16 protein-coding genes are annotated in these 22,353 nt (G+C 42.9%); 13 read left to right on the forward strand and 3 right to left on the reverse strand.

Features of this window, described 5'->3' with window-relative positions; all coding sequences use genetic code 11:
* Positions 1 to 157 precede the first annotated feature (157 nt).
* Complete coding sequence (locus tag AN394_RS09725) at positions 158 to 1,882, forward strand: EAL domain-containing protein (protein ID WP_055021386.1); 1,725 nt, start codon at positions 158 to 160, stop codon at positions 1,880 to 1,882.
* Here the strand turns inward: AN394_RS09725 and AN394_RS09730 are convergent.
* Positions 1,879 to 2,778 (reverse strand): 1-aminocyclopropane-1-carboxylate deaminase/D-cysteine desulfhydrase, encoded by a 900-nt coding sequence (locus AN394_RS09730; protein WP_055021387.1) that lies wholly within the window; start codon positions 2,776 to 2,778, stop codon positions 1,879 to 1,881. The two genes, AN394_RS09725 and AN394_RS09730, sit on opposite strands and share 4 nt — an antisense overlap.
* Positions 2,779 to 3,016: 238 nt before the next feature.
* Between AN394_RS09730 and AN394_RS09735 the strand changes: the two genes are divergently transcribed.
* The 9 genes from AN394_RS09735 (at position 3,017) to tldD (ending at position 15,690) form a co-directional block, all read left to right on the forward strand.
* Positions 3,017 to 5,044, forward strand: a complete 2,028-nt coding sequence (locus AN394_RS09735; protein WP_054563353.1) for a formylglycine-generating enzyme family protein — start codon at positions 3,017 to 3,019, stop codon at positions 5,042 to 5,044.
* A 132-nt stretch (positions 5,045 to 5,176) separates the two neighbouring features.
* The gene (locus AN394_RS09740) at positions 5,177 to 6,220 is read left to right on the forward strand and encodes a rod shape-determining protein (RefSeq protein ID WP_054552787.1); all 1,044 of its coding nucleotides are present in this window, start codon (positions 5,177 to 5,179) and stop codon (positions 6,218 to 6,220) included.
* On the forward strand, positions 6,220 to 7,062 hold the full coding sequence (gene mreC / locus AN394_RS09745) for a rod shape-determining protein MreC (protein ID WP_054552786.1): 843 nt from the start codon (positions 6,220 to 6,222) through the stop codon (positions 7,060 to 7,062). The genes AN394_RS09740 and mreC overlap by 1 nt, the downstream gene beginning before the upstream one ends.
* Complete coding sequence (mreD, locus tag AN394_RS09750) at positions 7,055 to 7,534, forward strand: rod shape-determining protein MreD (protein WP_055021388.1); 480 nt, start codon at positions 7,055 to 7,057, stop codon at positions 7,532 to 7,534. The genes mreC and mreD overlap by 8 nt, the downstream gene beginning before the upstream one ends.
* Entirely contained in the window at positions 7,534 to 8,103 is a 570-nt protein-coding gene (locus AN394_RS09755) for a nucleoside triphosphate pyrophosphatase (protein ID WP_054563356.1), read from the forward strand. The genes mreD and AN394_RS09755 overlap by 1 nt, the downstream gene beginning before the upstream one ends.
* A gap of 1 nt (position 8,104) precedes the next feature.
* Complete coding sequence (rng, locus tag AN394_RS09760) at positions 8,105 to 9,577, forward strand: ribonuclease G (RefSeq protein WP_054563357.1); 1,473 nt, start codon at positions 8,105 to 8,107, stop codon at positions 9,575 to 9,577.
* The gene (locus AN394_RS09765; RefSeq protein ID WP_055021389.1) at positions 9,577 to 13,434 is read left to right on the forward strand and encodes a YhdP family protein; all 3,858 of its coding nucleotides are present in this window, start codon (positions 9,577 to 9,579) and stop codon (positions 13,432 to 13,434) included. Before rng ends, AN394_RS09765 begins: the two co-directional genes overlap by 1 nt.
* Entirely contained in the window at positions 13,424 to 14,254 is an 831-nt protein-coding gene (locus AN394_RS09770; RefSeq protein WP_055021390.1) for a carbon-nitrogen hydrolase family protein, read from the forward strand. The genes AN394_RS09765 and AN394_RS09770 overlap by 11 nt, the downstream gene beginning before the upstream one ends.
* Complete coding sequence (gene tldD, locus AN394_RS09775; protein WP_055021391.1) at positions 14,251 to 15,690, forward strand: metalloprotease TldD; 1,440 nt, start codon at positions 14,251 to 14,253, stop codon at positions 15,688 to 15,690. The genes AN394_RS09770 and tldD overlap by 4 nt, the downstream gene beginning before the upstream one ends.
* A 54-nt stretch (positions 15,691 to 15,744) precedes the next feature.
* Here tldD and AN394_RS09780 read toward each other — a convergent pair whose 3' ends face one another.
* On the reverse strand, positions 15,745 to 16,476 hold the full coding sequence (locus AN394_RS09780) for a glutaredoxin family protein (RefSeq protein ID WP_054563361.1): 732 nt from the start codon (positions 16,474 to 16,476) through the stop codon (positions 15,745 to 15,747).
* A gap of 225 nt (positions 16,477 to 16,701) precedes the next feature.
* On the reverse strand, positions 16,702 to 18,063 hold the full coding sequence (gene gorA / locus AN394_RS09785; RefSeq protein WP_054563362.1) for a glutathione-disulfide reductase: 1,362 nt from the start codon (positions 18,061 to 18,063) through the stop codon (positions 16,702 to 16,704).
* A 151-nt stretch (positions 18,064 to 18,214) separates the two neighbouring features.
* Here gorA and prlC point away from each other — a divergent pair, with 151 nt between their 5' ends.
* The 3 genes from prlC (at position 18,215) to AN394_RS09800 (ending at position 22,353) form a co-directional block, all read left to right on the forward strand.
* Positions 18,215 to 20,266 (forward strand): oligopeptidase A, encoded by a 2,052-nt coding sequence (gene prlC, locus AN394_RS09790; protein ID WP_055021392.1) that lies wholly within the window; start codon positions 18,215 to 18,217, stop codon positions 20,264 to 20,266.
* Positions 20,267 to 20,375: 109 nt separating this feature from the next.
* Positions 20,376 to 21,554, forward strand: coding sequence for a two-component system response regulator (locus AN394_RS09795; RefSeq protein ID WP_054563364.1), 1,179 nt, complete (start codon positions 20,376 to 20,378; stop codon positions 21,552 to 21,554).
* A 43-nt stretch (positions 21,555 to 21,597) separates the two neighbouring features.
* Positions 21,598 to 22,353 carry a class I SAM-dependent methyltransferase gene (locus AN394_RS09800; RefSeq protein ID WP_055021393.1) on the forward strand — a complete coding sequence of 252 codons (756 nt, stop codon included), beginning with the start codon at positions 21,598 to 21,600 and terminating at the stop codon, positions 22,351 to 22,353.

A 22,353-nucleotide genomic window follows, 5' to 3' on the forward strand; every position in this document is an offset into this window, starting at 1 on the left:
GCAGTTTGTCGGTTACAAAATAATTCTCATTAACTGTTTTTGCTAGGTGTTTAAAATTACAAAACTTTTGACAGCGCTGGTTCTAGGATATTTCTGATATTGCTTTAAATCGCCCTGCAGCCTTGTATTTATAGGGTTCTTGAACAACACTTTGTATATGTTTAAGCAACTAACCTGTGAAATGAAACGAGACTTAGCTTCACAAATAAAGCAACCGGTGGTCATCTATGTGGCGGCCGCTTTTTTGCTATTAGTTGTTTTTAATATTTTCTTAAGCGATGTGTTGCACGACAAAGTTCATCGCACCGGTACAGAGCTTGCCAAGCAAGTGTATGAGTTAAACCTCGACCCGATTGCCTCGCAAGATATTATTGCTACCTTAGTTAAGAGCCAGGGCTTCGCAATGAACGCCAGTGATGTACCACATAACTTTGCAAACTTTATCGACTTAGAGCAAGAAGTGTTTAGCTATAAAACGGTTAACTTGCGTTTATTTCATTGGCCTTCTTGGTTGGTCGAAAGTCACTTATTTATTTTCCTAAATTTAATATTGCTTGGCACTGGGTACTGGGGTTTCCGCTGGTGGAAAAAAATGTTCAAGCAATTAGCAATAGCAGAAAAACCGCTGAGCAAACCATTTGAACAATTAAACACCCAGGTTACAGCCAAGAAAGTTGCACCACCTAAACCTTTAGGTCATCAGGATTTAAATATTTTGTATGGTGTACCAACAAACTATAACCATTTGTTTGCGCTATTCTTTTGGAAGAACCCTTTCCCTGCTAACCTCGACGTTGATAATTACTTTAAGTTAGTTATAGCAAAAGGGTTTGGTGAACTTGTAAATCGCTCTGTTAAATTATTGCCATCGGGTGGTATTGCTGTGACCTTAAACAGTGTGCCTGCCACCGAAGTTGATAAATACACTAAGCGATTACATCAGGTTATTTATCAAGCTTGTTTAAATTATCGTAGTGACTTATCTCGCGCTGATATAAAAATTGGTGTGTGTAATTACCGCGCAGGGGCTGATCAGGCAGTGGTTTATCAGCTTACTAAATCAGCATTAGCACTGGCGAAACAAAGCGCTTGGCAGCACATTCATCGCTTACCCTTTGGTCATACGCAGTCAAGCATGCTCGCTGATAGTAAAGAACACCTATTTGAGTACATAAAGAAAAAACATTTTATGTTGTTTTTTCAGCCTTTGTTCGACTTACAAACAGGCGATATTTTACAGCATGAGGCGTTGATCCGTATTCGCCACAAGAGTTTAGGTTTGCTAGCGGCTCGGCATTTTATTCCTCACATGAGCAGTAAAAAAGATGTCTTGTTATTGGACCAAACTGTGATTTCTCAAGTGAAGAAAATGCTGCTGAACGAAACGGGCTCATTAACGGTGAGTATAAACTTACACGCAATGAACTGGTTTAATGACGAGTTTTGGCTGTGGTTTAAACAGCAAATGGAAGGGTTTAATAGCGCAGATAAACTGCAATTTGAACTAAGCGAAGATGATTATTTAAAACAGCATAAAAAGCTCAGTGCACAGTTTGAATGTTTAGAAAAACTTTCTGCAGGCATTGTTATTGATAATGTGCGTACTGCAGAGCACTTGGCAACGTATAAAGGCATCAAAAACGTATGCTGTATTAAGTTGGCTTTTGAGCTGATCCACAATATTGACACCAACACGCAGCAGCAAAGAATGGTTAAGCAAATAATTACTAAAGGTACTGAGCTAAACTTTCCTGTTTATGCAGTTGGAGTAGAAACACAGAACGAACTTGCGACCTTAAAAAACCTAGGTGTCATTGCTGCTCAAGGCTTTTACTTTGCTGAGCCATTACAAAAACTGGCGGATATTACGCCCTATAGTTAGTCAATGAGGCCTCGGTACTTGAGGCCATCTAACCCTTGTAGCCCACCAGTATGAACTGCAATGATATGCGTTCCTTGACTAAAGTAACCTTGCTCTATTAATTGCCAAACGGCATAGAGCATTTTGCCGCTGTAGATTGGTTCAAGCGGGATTGCGTGTTGCTCACTAAAGGTTTGACAAAATTGCCACAAGTCATCGCTAAACTTTCCGTAACCACCATCATGAAAGTAGCAAAGCAGCTGCCAGTTTTGTTGTTGATTTGCTTTATTACTTAGCTGCTTTATCTCATCAATTAAGTAGTGCGCTTGCTTCAGTACTGCGACACCTAACAGCTTTGTGTGTTGTGGTGCACCTTCGATTAAACCTGCCAGTGTGCCGCCACTACCAGTTGGGCAAACAATCACATCAGAGCTTGGTAGGCTTTGCGCTAATTCTTTACAGCCTAAAAGTGCGGCTGTGTTAGTGCCGCCTTCTGGCAATATGTAGGCATTCGGAAACTGCGCTTGTAACTGTGCTAAATACGTTTGGTCGTGCCTTAAGCGGTAGGTAATTCGATTTACTGGGTGTAAGCTCATACCGCATTGCTTTGCGTAGTTGAGTGTTGGATTTGCTTCGTCTAGCTCAGGGCCGCGAATAATACCGTGGGTTTTAAAGCCAAATAGTTTACCTGCAGTTGCCGTGGCATGAATATGATTTGAAAACGCGCCACCAAAAGTGAGTAGCTCAGATTTACCCTGTTGCTGCATAACATCTAAGTTAAACTTTAGCTTACGCCATTTGTTGCCACTAATTTGCGGATGAATAAGATCATCTCGCTTGATGCTCAACTGAATTTTACGTGCAGCTAATAAGGGGTGATGAATTGTTTGTACTGGTGATTCAAAAGAACTATTCACGGCATTAATTTTCGTAAAAAAACACGTCTTATTGTAGCAAAGTCGTCTTACAGATAGAAATTAGTCAATTAAACTCAAATGATTTTGTTATTTACTGGCATCAACTAAGGTAATAGATGTAAACTCAGATAATAATTGAACAAAGCTTGTGTTTTGCCTTGCAAGTACATAGCATAAGAGTTTAATTATAAAAAAATAATAATGACCAAATAATTGCCGCTTTTTGGGAATGGAATATATGCGAATTGCTCCTTTATCTCTGTTAATTTCAGTTAGTTTGCTAGCAACTAGTGCATTTGCACAAGATACTGCTACGGTAACTGGCATTGAATCAGAGATCAGTAAAAAACAAGCCGAATACGATAACTCGACCTTAATCCTCGAAAAACACCTAAAAGAAGAAAGTCAGTTACAAAAACAACTCGAATTATTGCGCGCCCGCTCAACTGAGCTAGATAAAGAAAAAAACCAAGCGCTAGATGCAATGAACGAGATGTACCGCCGACTTATTGATGACCCAACTCTTGATATCAGCAATGCGCAGTCGCGCTATCAAAAAGCTGTGGTTGATCACAAACAAAACAAAGATGATATTTCGATGCAATTGGCGGCAATTGCTTCACATAGAAAAGACATTGAGCAAATTCGTGTATCAAAGCACACCCAGTTAAACACCTTAGAAAGTTTAAAAGAGCAGTTAGCAACGGCACGTGTTGAGCGTTTACGTAACGAATTCACTCGTGAAGGCACATTAGAGGTTAATCACACGATTAACTGTAAGCGCACCGAAACACTTGCTGCCTGTGAACAACGTGGCCAACAAATGGGCTTACAAAAAGCCACTAAACGTTTTGTAGACCAAATTTTTGCTAACTTAACTGAAGAACGTTTAGTTGAGCCAAAACGTAACCTTGCCGGTGCACAAGTTAAGATTTTAAGTAGCCATGTCGTGAACAGCGCGTTCAGTGGTCAAGGTAACTACAACGTTAACTTAAGTGTGACGATGCGCGGTGATGTAAACAGCAGCCGTTTATGTAGCTTACTTAACTTAGATAATCGTTTTTGTGCTGACTATGGCACGCCACTGGCTGGTAACTTTCAGCCAAGCTACGGCACTACCTATTCAGATAGTCAGTTAACATTCAGTGACTCTCAGGATAATGGGCAGGTGGTATCGGTTTCACGTATGAGTGAGCAACCAGTAAGCGATTATTCTGTAAAAAAGCCAATAAAGGTTGAACCATTACCTGATCTAAAAAAATCTAAAATGGTTGAATTAACACTGCGTTCAAATGTTTATGACGACGAAGTGTTTATTGATGGTGTTAGCTATGGTGCAACTAGGTTAACGACATCATTACCAAAAGGTTTTCATGATATTGAAATTCGCAAACGTGGCTACAAAAGCTATAAAGCGCGAATTGATCTGCGTAAAGCACAAACCATTAATGCAAACCTAGTTAAAGTGCCAGAGCCTGTTGTTGCTGAAGTGACTGCGGCACCAGAGCAACCTGTAACAGCACCTGTTGCAAGTATTGTTAATAAAACCAGCTCTGCCAGCATTGTAGTTATTCCCGCTGGTAAATTTAAGATGGGTGACATTAACGGCAATGGGTTAGCGAATGAGCGCCCAGTGGTAGAAAAAACCATTGCTAATTCATTTGCAATGCAAAGCAAAGAAGTAAGCGTTGGTGAGTATGAGCAATTCGTTGCGAATACCGGCTATAAAACAGAAGCAGAAAAAGATCGCGGCTGTGCGTATTACTTAAATGGCGAACCAGTGTGGGAAGCAACCTTAAACTGGCGCAACCCAGGCTTTGATCAAGAAAGTGATTTTCCGGCGGTTTGTTTAACTTATAACGATGCCAAAGCATATGCAGATTGGTTGTCGGGTCAAACAGGTCAGCTATTTCGTTTACCAAACGAGGTTGAGTGGGAATACGCTGCACGTGCAGGTAAAGAAACTGAATACCCTTGGGGTAACGAAATTGGTAAGAATTTAGCGAACTGTGGCTGGTGTGGCAGCGAATGGTCAAACAAGAGCGCTGCACCAACAGGGTCGTTTTCTCCTAACGCATTTGGCCTATACGATACAGTAGGTAATGTGTGGGAATGGACAAACAAAAAGTCAGGGCAGTCTGATGTGGCTGTTCGAGGCGGTGCATGGAATTTTGCTCCTAGCCTAGCACGCGTATCAACGCGCTTAATCTTAGCGCCAGATTTTCGTGCAAACTATATCGGCTTCCGTTTAGTACGCGAACGATAAGAATTTAAAAAGGAAGCAATGGATGCTTCCTTTTTTAGCATTTTAATTAAAGCAGTTGCGCTTTTTCATGATTAGCATGATAGAGTGAGAGCAGCTAGTATAAGAACGAATTTTCAAAGGTCATCCAGCCTCATGTTTAAAAAACTCCGTGGTATTTTTTCAAACGATCTATCGATCGACTTGGGTACAGCCAATACCCTAATTTATGTAAAAGAAGAAGGTATCGTATTAAACGAGCCTTCAGTTGTTGCTATTCGTCAAGAGCGTGCTGGTGGCCCTAAGAGCGTAGCATCTGTAGGTACCGAAGCTAAGCAAATGTTAGGTCGTACTCCGGGTAACATTAAAGCAATTCGTCCAATGAAAGACGGCGTTATTGCTGATTTCTATGTGACTGAAAAAATGCTGCAACACTTCATCAAGCAAGTGCATAACAACAACTTTATGCGCCCAAGCCCACGTGTACTTATTTGTGTGCCTTGTGGTGCAACGCAAGTAGAAAAACGTGCTATTCGTGAGTCTGCAATGGGGGCAGGTGCTCGTGAAGTGTACCTAATCGAAGAGCCAATGGCTGCGGCAATCGGTGCAGGCCTACCAGTATCTGAAGCAACCGGTTCAATGGTTGTTGATATCGGTGGTGGTACAACTGAAGTTGCCATTATTTCATTAAATGGTGTGGTTTACTCTTCATCTGTACGCATTGGTGGTGACAAATTTGATGAGGCTATCATCAACTATGTACGTCGTAACTTCGGTAGCTTAATTGGTGAAGCGACAGCTGAAAACATTAAGCACCAAATTGGTTCTGCTTTCAAAACAGACGAGCCAATTGAAATTGAAGTACGTGGTCGTAACCTTGCTGAAGGTGTACCGCGTTCATTCACGCTTAACTCACACGAAATCTTAGAAGCACTGCAAGAACCATTAATGGGTATTGTGAGCGCGGTAATGGTTGCATTAGAGCAATCTCCACCAGAGCTTGCGTCTGATATCTCTGCTCACGGTATGGTATTAACCGGTGGTGGTGCATTATTAAAAGACTTAGACCGTTTATTAATGGAAGAAACTGGTATTCCAGTTGTGGTTGCTGATGATCCATTAACCTGTGTTGCACGTGGCGGCGGTAAGGCATTAGAAATGATTGATATGCACGGTGGTGACGTATTTAGTTACGATTAATGAAGTTACTTTTTGGTCGTACCATCTCTTTGCAACTGCGACTTTTTGTCGCAGTGCTTTTGAGTGTCGTGCTGATAGTGGGCGATCGCTACACTCAAGGTGGAACAACAATCCGCACCAGCCTAAACACTTTAGTTAGCCCACTTATTTATCTTGCCAACTTGCCCTATGAGTTATTTAGTATTGGCGCGAAAAACCTGCATACCCGCGAACAGCTATTAACCGAAAACGAAGCGTTAAAAAAGAAGCAATTACTACAAAGCGAACAACTACAACAACTGCAATTTTTATCTCGTGAAAACGATAAGTTACGCGCTTTACTCGGTTCATCGGCTAAGCAATCAAACCGTAAGATTATTGCACAAGTGCTCTCTGTTCACTCAAACCCGTATAGCCACCAAGTGGTTATTAACCGTGGTACAACGGATGGCCTAAGCGAAGGCCAAGCTGTGATTGACGAAATGGGTGTAGTAGGGCAAATCACTCAAGTGGGTTCAACTACCTCGCGCGTACTGCTGATGACCGATACAACCCATGCCACACCTGTGCGTATTTTACGTAACGATGTGCGTACCGTGGTTGAGGGGATTGGCAAAATCAACGTGGTAAAACTTTCGCATGTACCACATAGCCTTGATGTTCGCATTGGCGATATCTTGGTTACGTCAGGCCTTGGTGGCACCTTCCCAGAGGGATATCCGGTTGCAGTGGTGACCGAAATTAACCGTGATGAAGGGCGTCCTTTTGCGCAGGTTTATGCTGAGCCAATTGCGCAACTTGACCGTATTCGCTTATTGGTTGTGCTGTGGCGTAATCAGCAGGAGAGCATCAGCAATGAATAGTCGTCACTTTTTGCTGATTGCTATCAGTATCTTCTTTGCATTGGTAATGGCATTAATGCCGTTGCCGATTTCGTTTGAACCATACCGCCCAGACTGGGTGTTAATGGTATTAATGTATTGGTCGTTAGCGGTGCCACACCGTTTAAATATTGGCACAGCTTGGGTCGTTGGTTTATTAATAGACCTTGCATCAGGCTCGCCACTTGGTGTGAACTCACTGACTTACTCGGTGTGTATATTTATCACTGCGAGTAATTTCCAAAAAATTAGAAACTTTTCTTTATGGCAGCAAAGCATTTTAATTGCTTTGTTTTTAATGCTTTACCACCTCATGCAATTTTGGCTGAACCACTTTTTAATGGGCGTTTATTTTAGCCCGCATTATATGTGGCCAGTGCTAACCGGCATGCTTTGTTGGTGGTGGATATTCTTAATTTTGCGTAAATATCGCCGTCATTTCAGGATTAGATAATGCAAACCGCAATTTATTTGGCGTCTGCATCACCGCGCCGAAAAGAGTTGCTCAGCCAACTTGGCGTTGAGTTTTCTCAATTTAGCGTTGATGCAGATGAAAGCCAATTCCCAAACGAAGCCCCGCGCGACTATGTAGAGCGTCTTGCCAGACTCAAGGCGCAATCGGGCGTTGCAATGGGTTACACTGACCGCCCAGTACTTGGCAGCGATACCGTGGTTGTCATTGATGATACCGCACTTGGTAAGCCGCTAGACCAAGCTGATTTTACCGCCACCATGAAGCGCTTATCTGGCCGTACTCATCAAGTTATGACGGCTGTGGCAATTGCTGATAGTGAGCAAGTAAAAAGCTGCCTTGTTGTCACCGATGTTACATTTAAACCGCTCAGCGATGCTGAAATTGATGCTTACTGGCATAGTGGAGAGCCGCAAGATAAAGCCGGTGGTTATGGCATTCAAGGCTTAGGTGGTCGCTTTGTTAGTCACCTTTCGGGTAGCTATTTTGCGGTTGTCGGCTTACCTTTATATGAGACAGAGCAGTTATTAAACGAATTTTTAAGAGGGTAACATGAGCACCGAATTACTGATCAACGTTACACCGAGCGAAAGTCGCGTTGCGCTTATCGAAAATGGCGTACTGCAAGAAATCCAACTAGAGCGTATTGGCAACCTTGGGATTGTGGGCAATATTTACTTAGGTAAAATCAGCCGTGTATTACCGGGTATGCAGGCTGCGTTTGTCGATATTGGCTTAGAGAAAGCCGCCTTTTTACATGCATCAGACATTGTAAACAGTGCCTCAATTGTAGAAGGCGTTGATGAGCAGCCAATCAAAAAAGTACAAGATATTCGTGAGCTTGTGCGCCAAGGCCAACATATCATGGTGCAAGTGGTTAAAGACCCGCTAGGAACCAAGGGCGCGCGCTTAACAACTGATATCACTATTCCTTCTCGTTATTTAGTGTTTATGCCAGATGCAACACACGTAGGTGTAAGCCAGCGCATTGAAACCGAAGAAGAACGTTCGCGTTTAAAGAAAATTGTTGCCGAATATGGTGATGATGACGGCAGCTTTATTGTTCGTACCGCAGCAGAAGGGGCGTCGGAAGCTGAGCTACGTCACGATGCGGAATTCTTAAAAAAACTGTGGCAAAAAATCGTCACTAAGCGCAAAAAAACCAGTAAAGAAAGCATCTTGCATGAAGACTTAACACTGGCGTTTCGAACTCTACGTGACTACGTAGGTGAAGACATGGAGCGTATTCGTGTTGACTCAAAACTAACCTATCAAGAGCTTAAAGAATTTACAGAAGAATTTGTGCCGCTGTTATCGGGAGCATTAGAATACTACCCGGGTGAGCGACCTATTTTCGATTTATTCGATGTTGAAACCGAGATCCAAAAAGCGCTACATCGTAAAGTTGAGCTTAAATCGGGAGGTTATTTAATTATCGACCAAACCGAAGCGATGACAACCGTTGATGTAAATACCGGCGCGTTTGTTGGCCATCGTAACCTCGAAGAGACCATTTTTAATACTAATATCGAAGCGACCTCAGCAATTGCTCGTCAGCTACGTTTACGTAATTTAGGCGGCATCATTATCATCGACTTTATCGATATGGTTAGTGATGAGCACAAACGCCGAGTCTTGCATTCACTTGAGTCTGCGCTTGCAAAAGATCGTGCAAAAGCCAACATAAACGGCTTATCTGCACTAGGCTTAGTAGAGATGACCCGCAAACGGACCCGCGAAAGCTTAGAGCACATTCTTTGTGATGTGTGTCCTGCGTGTTCAGGGCGCGGCTCGCAAAAAACAGTAGAAACGGTTTGCTACGAAATCTTGCGTGAAATCGTTAGGGTAAACCGTGCTTATGCAGCTGATAAGTTTATGGTTTACGCAGCTCCTTCGGTAAGCGAAGCATTGATCAACGATGAGTATCACAACCTTGCTGAGCTGGAACTATTTATCGGTAAGCAAGTCAGTATTCAAACAGAGAGTTTATATAACCAAGAACAGTTTGATGTGGTAATGATGTAATGAAGGCAAAAACGGTCTGCTTTTATTGTTTACGTAAGTTATGGCAAGTATTTGCTATTACTCTCGTACTGCTGGCCGTTATTGTCTCTGTGGTAAAGTATTCACTGCCATACGCAAATGATTATAAAGATGACATTGAAGCGTTTTTGTATGAACGCTTTGATGTAAATTTAGCGATTGGCTCAATCTCAGCCAGTTGGCATGGCCAAGGTCCTGCCTTAGTCATCGAAGATATTTCCTTTGAAGATAACCAAACCTCGCCGATTGCACTCACCATTGATAAAGCAAGCCTTGAAGTTAATTTATGGGAGTCAGTAAAAACCCGTCAGCTTAAATCTAACTACTTTGTGATCAATGGTTTTCATGCTGATGTTGATTTACCCACTATGCTTGATTTGGGGAATAACCAGCAAACCAGCAACTTTGAGCAAAAAGAACTAATCGAAGGCTTATTCCTTGGTGAAACTGGTCACTTTGCGGTGCAAGACAGTAGCCTTAATTTTACCCTCAATGATGGTAAAGAGCGCAAGCTGATCCTCGAAAATATTGTCTGGCAAAATACCCCAGAGCAACATCAAGGCTCAGGCACGTTAGCCTTACCGGGAATTTCTGTTGGTAGTTTTGACGCCCGCATGGCGCTGAATGGTTCGACCCTCGAAACCATGGCTGGCGATATCTATGTGCAAGCAGCGAACGTTGATGTATCTAAGTGGCTGGCGCAATATATTAATACTGACAAGCAGCAGCTTACTTCAGACATCAATTTACAAACCTGGTTTAGTCTTGAAAAAGGCCTGATCAGCGATGTAAAAGTGCAGTGGCTACCGAGCTTTATCAATTGGCAACAAAACCAAGAAGCACACCAAATCAGTTTAAGCGAAGGTGGTTTTCATTTATTTCCTAAACAAAATGGCTGGCGCTTAAAAAGCACCGGGCTCACCTTTGAAAGTGACTTAAAACAATGGCCAACCTTACAGTTTGAAGCTCAACTTGGCGATAAAAGCCAAATTTGGTTAAAGCAATTTGATTTTGCATTACTGGCAAAGTTATCGCAGTTAAGTAATTTTGAAGTACTTGCCCCGTTTTTAGCCCGTCAACCCAATGGTCAGTTAAGTGATGCCTATCTTGAGTTGGGTCAGCAGGATAACTGGCAACTTTGGTTTCAGGGCGAACAAATCAATTGGCTGTCCCTGCAGGGCATTCCTGGCGGTCAGGCGATTCGTGTTGATGGCTTAATTAATCAATCAGCTGGGCGAATTCAGCTATATGGCGAGAACAATCAACTGCTAACAAACGGCAGCTTTAGCCAAGATATTGCCTACAATCAATTAAATGTAGAGCTCGACCTTCACCATTACGATGATGGCTGGCGCATTAGTAGCGATAATATCTGGCTTGATAACGACGAAGTGACTGTGGCTGCTGAGATGATGCTCAGCCTGACCGATGAACCGCGGTTAGATTTATATGCTGAAGCCTATGCCCCTGATGCCAAAGTCGCTGGGCATTATTTCCCGTTACCTGTAATGAGCGAAAAGCTGGTTAATTACCTTAATGACGCAATTAAGGGCGGTGAAGTCAATAAAGCTCAAGTGCTGTTTTCAGGGCCATTTAAAGGGTTCCCGTTTAAAGAGCAGCAAGGTCAATTTGAAGTGTTAGCGAATGTTGAAAACGCTAAATATAAGTTTTCACCAAGCTGGCCAGAAGTTGAAGATGCCAACGTCATTTTACATTTCGAAAATGAACGCATGGATATCTATAGCAAGTCGGGCAAACTGGTTAACCTCTCTCTAGGGGAGAGTGTTCATGTCAGTATTGCTGATTTAATGAATGCAGAAATCCTAAAAGTTGCCATTAATAAACGTGCTCATGGCGACAAGCTTAACCCGTTCTTTACGGCGACTCCGCTTGCTAAACCTTTGGCGAGTGTTTTTGAAGTTGTGCAACCACAAGGCGAAGCGACGGCCGATATTGAGTTGTTGGTTAATTTACGTTCGGGTCATGTTGATGCGATTGGTGAAGTTGAATTAGCTAATATTCCGGTTTACCTTGCACAACCAGGTATCACGCTTAATCACATGACCGGTATTGTTAAGTTTAATAACGATAAAATCGACTTAAAAAATGCCAAAGCAGATTGGATGGGCATGCCACTCACAGCAAACTACAACAGTGAAAATGTGGCTGACACCTATCGCGCTGAAATTGAGGTAAAGCTGGGCCTTGAAGCTGAGCCTTTAATTGAACAAGCTCATGGTTTACTGGCCGGTTACTTAAGCGGTCAAAGTGATGTTGATATTAATGTGTCGCTTAACTTTTTACCAAATGACTTTAATTACCGCGCTGATGTGAGTGGTAATTTAATCGGTGTGACCAGCAAGCTGCCTGCACCTTATAACAAAAGCGCAGAGCAGAAATGGCCATTAACCGCAGTGGTACAGGGCGACCGTATTTCTAACTTGATCACCGCTAATGTTGATGAGCAGTTATTCTTTAATGCGATCTTAGATAACGGTGAAAAGAAATTTAGTAATGCCCATTTAATTTTAGGTGCGCAAGATTTAGGGCTTAATCGTGAAGGTTTTGCGGTATCTATCGATTTACCAAAAACCGAAATAGTGCCTTGGTTTGGCTTAATTGATCAAATTATTGCGCTAACCAAAGTTAAGTCTGATACACCAAGTGTGATGCCTGCGTTCAATAACGTAACGGGTAAATTTAACAAACTGGCACTACACAATATCGACTTTAATGATTTTGAATTTCGCTTAGCACCAAAGCAATCAGATTTAGAGCTAAAGCTAAATGCCAAAGAATTACGTGCCGACGCGCTTATTCCAACCGGTGAAACGCGCAGACCAATTCAAATTTTTACAGACTACCTGCGTATTAATTTTAACGAAGCCACAGAGCAAACAGAGCAAGACGCTGAACCAGAAGATTTAAGCTGGTTAACCCGAGTCCCAGCCATCGAGTTTAACTGTGAAGATTGTAAAGTGGCTGAGTATCAGCTTGATAAAATTAAAAGCAGCTTAGTTGGGGAGAACGATAAACTCTTGTTTACTGAGCTGGTCATCGACAAAGGTGACCACGTATTACGTGGTAAAGGACAATTTGCTGATGGGCAAACACGCTTTAGTGGTAACTTACAAAGTGACGATATTGGCGAGTTATTTGATGAGTTTGATATCACCACCACAGTAAAAGATTCAGATGCCAATATTAAGTTTGATCTTGCATGGCAAGGCGCACCTTATAGCTTTGATGTACCAAGTTTAGCTGGTGAATTAGATTGGCGTTTAGGTGAAGGGCACCTTGCTGAAATCAGTGATGGTGGTGCGCGAGTATTCTCTTTACTGAGTTTAGATTCGTTAGTGCGTAAGCTGAAACTCGATTTTAGAGATGTATTCTCGAAAGGCTTTTTCTATAACAGTATGCAAGGCACCATGCAGCTAGAAAAGGGCATAGCTTACACTCAAGATACCAAGCTTGATGGTGTGCCTGCCGATCTAACGATTAAAGGCCATACAAACTTAAACACCTTTGAAATTGATTACGACCTAGCGGTTGCGCCGCAGGTGACGTCGAGTATTCCAGTGATTGTGGCATGGATGGTAAACCCGGTAAGTGGTCTTGCAGCGCTGGCAATCGATAAAGTGATTCATTCGGCGCGGGTGATCTCAGAGATCAACTTTAAAGTTACAGGTAGTATGAACGATCCTGTCGTTGAAGAAGTAGATCGTAAGAGCCGTGAAGTGACGTTACCGCAAGCCGCGCAAAGTCAGCCGCAGTCGTCGACGCAACTAAAATTAAAAGATGCCGCATCTTCAGCGAGTTTAGATAACAATGAAGGCTAATCCTCCACCACAGGTTGTTGCTGTGCAAATGTGCTCAAGCATGAATGCTGAGCAAAACCTCGCTTTTTTAGCACAGACATTATCAACGCTTCCTGCAACTCGACCATTGCTAGTGTGTTTACCCGAAAGCTTTTTGATCTTTAGTAAGCAAAGCCAAGCAAGTTATGAATTAGGTCTGCAAAGTGAGTCATATAAAGCGAAGCTTGCTGATTTATGTAAGCAACATGATATTTGGTTAGCTGCTGGAACCCTGCCTGTTTCACAGCAAAATGGTAAGTATTTAGCCGCCTCGTTTTTATTTAACAACCAAGGCGATGTGGTTGCGCAGTACAATAAAATTCACTTATTTGATGTGGATGTTGCCGACACTACGCGCAGTTACCGAGAGTCTGATGCGACGCAAGCAGGCAACGATATTGTGGTGGTCGACTCGCCATTTGGTAAAATTGGCTTAGCAGTATGTTATGATCTACGTTTTAGTGGCTTATTCACCGCCATGCAGCGTCAAGGGGCTGAGCTTATTTTAGTGCCCAGTGCCTTTACCACAGTTACCGGTGCTGCTCATTGGCATATTTTATTAGCTGCACGTGCAATCGAAACACAATGTTATGTGGTTGCCGCAGCGCAGTGGGGCGAGCACGAGAATGGCCGCCATACTTATGGCCACAGCATTATTATTTCACCATGGGGAGAAACGCTCAGTGAGCTTGCCTCTGGTACCGGGTTTATCAGCCATGAGCTTGATTTAAACCGCTTGAATACAATTCGCCAAGACATGCCTGTGCAGTCTCAGCAACGATTTAGAGAGCATTTATTATGAACACGGTTGAACAGCATTTATTACATGACAGCCAACTTACGAGAGAAGAATTAGAAAAAACGCTCGCTTTTATTCATCAACATCAAGTTGATTATGCCGACCTGTATTTTCAATCGAGCCACCACGAATCTTGGGTGCTTGAAGATGGCTTAGTGAAAGAAGGCTCATACAACGTTGAGCGTGGTGTGGGTGTGCGTGCTGTTAGCGGTGAAAAAACCGGTTTTTCATACTCAGATGCGATTAACCTTGAAGCGTTAAACAAAGCAGCAACGGCAGCGCGCAGCATTGCTAATGCAGGCGAAAACAAAACGATTCAAGTATTCAGTGATGTTGCTGCTAAAGAGCAGTATGCACCGCATCAACCAATTCAAAGCATGAGCAACGATGACAAAGTAAGCCTGCTACGCGAACTTGAAAACTATATTCGTCAATTAGCACCGGATGCTGAGCAAGTGATCAGCTCAATGTCGGCGGTTTATGAAGAAGTATTAATTGCTGCAAGTGATGGCACCTTTGCCACCGATATTCGCCCGCTTATTCGCTTAAACTGTTCTGTCTTACTTGAGAAAAACGGTCGCCGTGAGCGCGGTGGTGCAGGGGGCGGTGCGCGTTTAGATTATGGCTATTTTAAAGAATTAGTCGATGGCAAACCGCGTTGGATGGAATACGCCGAAGAAGCTGTTCGCCAAGCAAAAGTAAACCTAGAAGCAATCGATGCACCTGCGGGTAGCATGGAAGTCGTACTAGGTGCAGGTTGGCCGGGTGTGTTACTACACGAAGCGGTAGGCCATGGCCTAGAAGGTGACTTTAACCGTAAAGGCGCATCGGCGTTTAGCGGTAAAGTAGGTCAAAAGGTGGCATCTGAGCTGTGTACAGTCGTGGATGATGGCACCATTGCTGATCGCCGTGGTTCATTGAACGTGGATGACGAAGGGACACCAGCTGCGTATAACGTGCTTATTGAAAACGGTATTTTAAAGGGCTACATGCAAGATAAGCTAAATGCCCGTTTGATGGGTGTTAACCCTACTGGTAATGCGCGCCGCGAATCCTACGCTCATTTACCTATGCCACGTATGACCAACACCTATATGCTAGGTGGCGAGCACAGCCAAGCCGATATCATCAGCTCGGTAAAAAAAGGTATCTTCGCGCCTAATTTTGGTGGCGGCCAAGTGGATATTACGTCAGGTAAGTTTGTATTTAGTGCCTCTGAAGCCTACTTAATTGAAAACGGTAAAATCACACAACCTATCAAAGGTGCAACACTGATTGGCAATGGCCCAGAAGTGATGCAGCAAATTTCGATGGTAGGTAATGACTTAGCCCTTGATAAAGGCGTTGGCGTATGTGGTAAAGATGGCCAAAGCGTACCTGTTGGTGTGGGTCAGCCAAGCCTTAAAATTGATAACTTAACTGTGGGTGGTACGGCTTAATAATCCTCACTAATAGTTAAAATGAACGCGAGGGTAATCCCTCGCGTTTTTGTATTAGCTAAATAGCATCCATATACCTGCGGCAATCATAAATAAGTTTTCACTCAGAGAGATAAAGCCGAGCGGCACATTACTGTCGCCACCAACACAGGCGCATTTCAGCTCTCGTTTATCGATATACACAGCCTTAATAACCGATACCGCACCTATACCACCAATAAATAATGAAAATGGTGCAACAGCTAAGGCGGGTAATTTAGCCACCATACCTATCGCTACATACGCCTCGATAAATGGATAAACATAGGCGTAGGGCACGACACGCATGGCCAATAGGTCATAGGTAATAAATGAGTTAGAAAAGCTGAATAAATCTTGCAGCTTTTGTATCGCTAATACCGCCATTGATAATGCAACGAACAGCATTAGGTTCTGCATGGAAAATAAAGTCTCACCGCTGGCATAAGTAAAACCACAGCTTAGTAGCATGGCCATTGCAAAAATCGCTAAAACAGGCGTGTAACTGGTGCCTTGTTGGCCAGCCTCAGGCAGATTAAAAAAGTCGCGCAAATCATCGTAACCACCAATGCGTTTATCATTGATAAAGGTTTGTGGTGTGGTTTTTACATCATGCTGCTGTTTGAATTCGTCAGTTTGCTCACGGCTGGTTAAATGACGATCATCAACATCGTAGCCATGACGCTCTAATAAATCTTTTGATTTTAAACCGAATGGGCAAATATGCTCATCGGTCACCATGCGATATAAAATTGCAGACTTAGACACAGTGCCTCCTTGTAAAAATGCCTTGAGTACTGCGTAAAAGTTGCTTAATTACACAGTAAACAAGGACAAATTCTTGCTATAACTGGTTACTTTATTAACAGTTACAAGGTTTGTGCCAGCTTTAAGCATAAAAAAACCTTGTGGCAGTACCACAAGGTTTTAAAATAGACTCGCAACTCGCAACTCGCAACTCGCAACTCGCAACTCGCAACTCGCAAAGCTAGTTTATCTCATTGTTACAAACTCTTCAGAGCCAGTTGGGTGAATTGCCACAACAGCATCAAAGTCTGCTTTGGTTGCGCCCATCTTCATTGCAACAGCAAAGCCTTGGATCATTTCATCAACGGTAAAGCCAATACCGTGTAAGCCAACAACTTTTTCGTCTTCGCCAGCACACACTAGCATCATGTTACATGCTTGACGGTGCTGAGTAACCGCTGTGTACATTGCTGCAAAGCTTGATTTATATACTTTAACGTTATCGCTGCCGTATTGATCAATTGCTTGCTGCTCTGTTAAACCAATTGTGCCGATTGGTGGATGGCTGAATACCACTGTAGGTACTAGCTCGTAATCCATTTTTAAATCATCAGGTAATTCTTTATTGAATAAACGCTCTGATAGAGTACGACCCGCTTTAACGGCTACTGGCGTAAGTTCAATACCGTTTTCGATGATATCGCCAACTGCGTATACGTTTTCAGCTGTGGTGTTTTGGAATTCGTCTACTTTAACGTAACCGCCTTCAGTTACTTCAACACCTGCCGCAGCAAGGTTGATCTTGTCAGTTGTAGGTGTACGGCCAATTGCCCAAATAACTTCATCAACGTTTTGGCTGTGACCATTTTCAAAGTGAATTGTTAAGCTACCATCGCTTTCTTTAACCACTTCTTTTGGTGTGCACTCAGTGTGAAGAGTCGGGCCTTCTTTTGCCATAATATCGACAAGCGTATCAACAATGTATGGGTCAAAAGTACGTAGTGGTTTGTTTTTACGAACAAACAGGTGTGTTTCTGTACCAAGGCTATGAAGTACACCGGCGATTTCAACGGCAATGTAACCAGCACCAACCACAGCAACACGCTTAGGCTGTGCGTCTAGCTCAAAGAAGCCATTTGAATCAATACCAAGCTCAGCGCCTGGGATGTTAGGAATAGTAGGGCGACCACCAACAGCAACAAGGATATGGTCTGCTGTGTATAGCTCACCGTTTACTTCAACTGTTTTGTTATCAACAAACTTAGCAAAGCCATTGATTACAGTTACACCATTGCTAGATAAGTACTTGTTGTAACCTTGGTGAATACGGCCAATGTAAGCTTCGCGGCTTTCAACTAATTTAGCCCAGCTGAAGCTTTTTAATTCAACATCAAAGCCGTAGTCAGGTGCATATGCGTTAATTGCTTCAGCGATTTGTGCGCCGTGCCACATTACTTTCTTTGGAACACAACCCACGTTTACACAGGTGCCACCCATGTGTTTTGCTTCAATAAGAGCGACTTTTGCGCCACGCATTGCTGCACGGTTTGCAGAGGCAATACCGCCACTACCACCACCAATTGCAATGTAATCAAAATGCTGAGCCATAGTTTGTCCTCAAAAATAGATAATTCTTTATTAATTAATCGATTTAGTAATAAGTTGATAATAGCATAATAAAGACCAAGGTTAAGCCCCTTGTATTTCATCAATTCGCCCCAACTTCAAAATCATCTTCGCATAAAATTTGAGAACGAAAATGACAATTGCAGAAAATAACCCACTCATTGGTTTAGAAGGGCTTCCGCCGTTTTCTAAAATTAAACCAGCACACGTAGTGCCAGCATTAAAAGCAGCGATTGCTGAGTGTCGTACCAAAATAGATGAGGTACTGGCAACTAAATCATACACATGGAATGATTTGGTGCTTCCGCTTGAAGAAGCTGATGACAAGTTATCACGCTTATTTTCACCGGTATCACATATGAATTCTGTCGTTAATAACGACGAGCTACGTGAAGCCTATGAGCAATGTTTGCCGTTGTTATCTGAGTATTCAACGTTTGTTGGTCAGCATCAAGGTTTATACGATGCTTACAACGAGCTTCACAACAGTGACGAATTTAAAACACTAACGATTGCCCAGCAAAAAACCATTACTAATGCACTGCGTGATTTTGAGCTCTCAGGTATTGCTTTAAAGCCTGAGCAACAAAAGCGTTATGGCGAAATCAGTGCGCGTTTATCTGAGCTGGCCTCTAAGTTTGGTAATAATGTAATGGATGCCACACTCGCTTGGCAAAAGCATATTACTGATGAAAGCGAACTGGCTGGCTTACCAGAGTCTGCGTTAGCCCTTGGTGCAGATACAGCTAAAAGCAAAGAGCTAGATGGTTGGGTGTTTACGTTAGATTTTCCATCTTACTTACCAATCATGACTTATGCTGATAACCGCGAGTTACGTGAAGAGTTTTACACTGCGTTTGTGACCCGTGCCTCTGATCAAGGCCCTAATGCCGGTGAATTTGATAACTCTGCCATTATGAGCGAAGAGCTTGCACTGCGTCATGAGCTTGCCGAGTTACTTGGCTTTAGCAGCTACGCTGACATGTCACTGGCAACTAAAATGGCAGAAACGCCTGAGCAAGTTTTCTCATTCTTAGAAGATTTAGCGGCTAAGTCTAAACCGCAAGCTGAGCAAGAGCTTGCTGAGCTAACAGCTTATGCAAAAGACAAGCACGGTGTGACGGAACTTGCTGCATGGGACTACGCTTACTACGGCGAAAAACTTAAGCAAGAAAAGTACGCGATTTCTGATGAAGTACTGCGCCCATATTTCCCTGCCAATAAAGTTTTAAGTGGCTTATTCACTACAGTTAATCGTTTATTTGGTATTAGTGTTAAAGAAGTCACAGAGTTTGATACTTACCACCCTGATGTACGTTTTTTCGAAATTTACGATAGTAGCAATACCTTACGTGGTCGTTTTTATCTAGATTTATACGCCCGTGATCGCAAGCGTGGCGGCGCGTGGATGGATGACTGCATGGGTCGTAAAGTACGTGCTAACGGCGAATTACAAACCCCCGTTGCGTACTTAGTGTGTAACTTTAATAAAGCTGTGGGTGATAAGCCTGCTTTGTTTACGCATAACGAAGTGACTACTTTATTCCATGAGTTTGGTCATGGTATTCACCATATGTTGACACAAGTTGATGCTGCGCCAGTTGCAGGTATTAACGGTGTTGCATGGGATGCGGTTGAGTTACCAAGTCAGTTCCTTGAAAACTGGTGCTACGAAGAAGAAGCCTTAAGCTTTATTTCGGGCCATTACGAAACAGATGAGCCGTTACCAAAAGAGTTATTAGATAAACTCCTAGCTGCGAAGAACTTTCAATCAGGTATGCAAATGCTGCGTCAGCTTGAGTTCTCGCTGTTTGACTTTACTATTCACCATACTTACAAAGCGGGTGAGCCATGTAACATTCAAGCAACACTTGACGAGGTGCGCAGTAAAACGGCCGTTGTTAAAGCGCCAGCATTTAACCGCTTTCAACATGGCTTTAGCCATATTTTTGCAGGCGGTTACAGCGCAGGTTATTACTCTTACAAGTGGGCTGAAGTACTTTCGGCTGATGCGTTTTCTAAATTTGAAGAAGAAGGCATCTTTAACCCAGCAACGGGCGAAGCGTTCTTAAAGAACATTTTAGAAAAAGGTGGCAGTGAAGAGCCAATGGAGCTATTTAAAAAGTTCCGTGGACGCGAACCACAAGTTGATGCACTACTTAGGCACAGCGGCATTGCTGCATAATAAAGTTTGTTGATCTAAAGCGCCGTAAGGCGCTTTTTTTATTAATATTTCTTCGCAAAATCACGCTCTCGTACTATCCTTCTTAAAAAAGAGTTTATAGGAATTAAGCATGTCAAAACTTGTATTAGCCATTGATGATGATAAATATATCCATCATGTGATTGAGGAATCGCTATCGGGCTTTTGCACACTGATCCATGCTAAAAATGGCGACGAAGGATTAAGACAGGCGTTAAAGTACAACCCTGATATCATCTTACTAGATATCGAAATGCCGGGTAAAACGGGCTTTGAGGTATGTAACGAATTAAAAGCTAACCCGCAAACAAAAGACACGCCTGTGATGTTTTTATCGGGTAAAGCTGACCTACCAGACCGTGTAAAAGGTTATAACGCAGGTGCTGCTGACTACATTGTAAAACCATTTAATGCTGAAGAACTCATGGCACGTATTCGCGTGTTATATCAATATCGTCAGCACTCTAAAAAGCTTAAAAGTGATGTAGAGCGAGCGCAAATCACTGCCGAAATCGCGATGACAGACTCAGGTGATATGGGTCGCATTATGCGTTACGTTGGGCAAAGCTATCATGCACACGATATCAAAGCGTTATCTGAGCATATGTTTGAGTTTTTTAATCCGATGGAGCTCGATGTCGTACTGGCGTTTTGGTATCAAGATGTTGGCGTATTTTGTAGTGCTGAGGGTGGGGTGTGTCCACTTGAGCAAGAGCTACTCGAAAAACACCGTGATGCAAATCGCTTTGTTGATTTTAGCCATCGCACTATTATTAATTACCCTAAAGTGTCGATGCTGATCAAAAACATGCCACTAGATGATGCCCAGCTTTATGGCCGTTATAAAGATCTATTCCCGCATATTCTTGAAGTGACTAACGCCAAAGTACAAGATATGGAAAACAATGAGCGGGCACTGACTCAGGCGCAGCAAATTGGTAACTCGTTTAATGAGCTATCTGATCAAATGTACCAAAACAGTGATTCGCGCGAACATGCTGTAGAGAAATTTGCCGCCCAACTTGATGAGCTAAATAAGTCTATTGAGCAAAGTGGTTTATCGGGAAGCGACGAAGTCGCATTTCACTTGCAGCAATTAAAGCAAACTCAGCTGATTTTTACCTCACTCAATGAAGACTTATCGTTTATAAAGTTTCAGCTAAAGCACATTATCGAATCGCGTAGTGAGCTTTTAGCTAGCTTACAAAAAATGGCTGAGCCGAGTGAGACCGAAGATGTGACCTCACAAACGGATATCGAGCTATTTTAAGCCATGCTATACTGGCGGCGAATAATATAGCTCGGAGTTTTGCGTGGTAATTCATTGTCCTTTTAAAGAAATGCGTCCTTATTTAGATGCGATTGAACAGCGTTTTGGTTTGGCTAAGTGGGCTGAGCAAAATGCTGGCTTTTCGCTTCATTATGACGATCAAGGCTTGAGCTTGAAAAAAAAGGACGAGCCAAAGCTTGGTGCTATCCATGTTGATTTTGTAACTGGTGCTGCAGCTCATCGACGCAAGTTTGGTGGTGGTAAAGGGCAGGCAATAGCTAAGGCTGTAGGGTTAAACAAAGGTGCCACGCCAGTGGTGCTTGATGCCACTGCAGGCCTTGGCCGCGATGGCTTTGTACTGGCATCACTAGGCTGTAAAGTGATTTTGCATGAACGCCACCCTGTAGTTGCTGCGTTATTATTTGACGGCCTAGAACGCGCCTATAACGATGCAGAAATCGGCCCTTGGATGAAAGAAAACATGAGCCTAGTGTTTGGCTCAAGCCATACTTTACTGGCGCAGTGTAGTGATACTCCTGATGTTGTGTACTTAGATCCTATGTTTCCTCATCGTGAAAAATCAGCCCTAGTTAAAAAAGAAATGCGAGTATTCCAAGAGCTTGTTGGCGGAGATAGCGATGCCGATGATCTATTAGAATTTGCTTATCCGCTTGCTAGTAAGCGAGTCGTTGTAAAGCGCCCTGACTACGCCCCATTTCTAAATGACAAACCCCCGAGTATGCAAATCAAAACCAAGAAGAACCGCTTTGATGTATACGTAAAAGCTGCAATGGTCTGA

Origin of the sequence: Pseudoalteromonas sp. P1-26, assembly GCF_001401795.1 — a bacterium.
GTDB lineage: Bacteria > Pseudomonadota > Gammaproteobacteria > Enterobacterales > Alteromonadaceae > Pseudoalteromonas.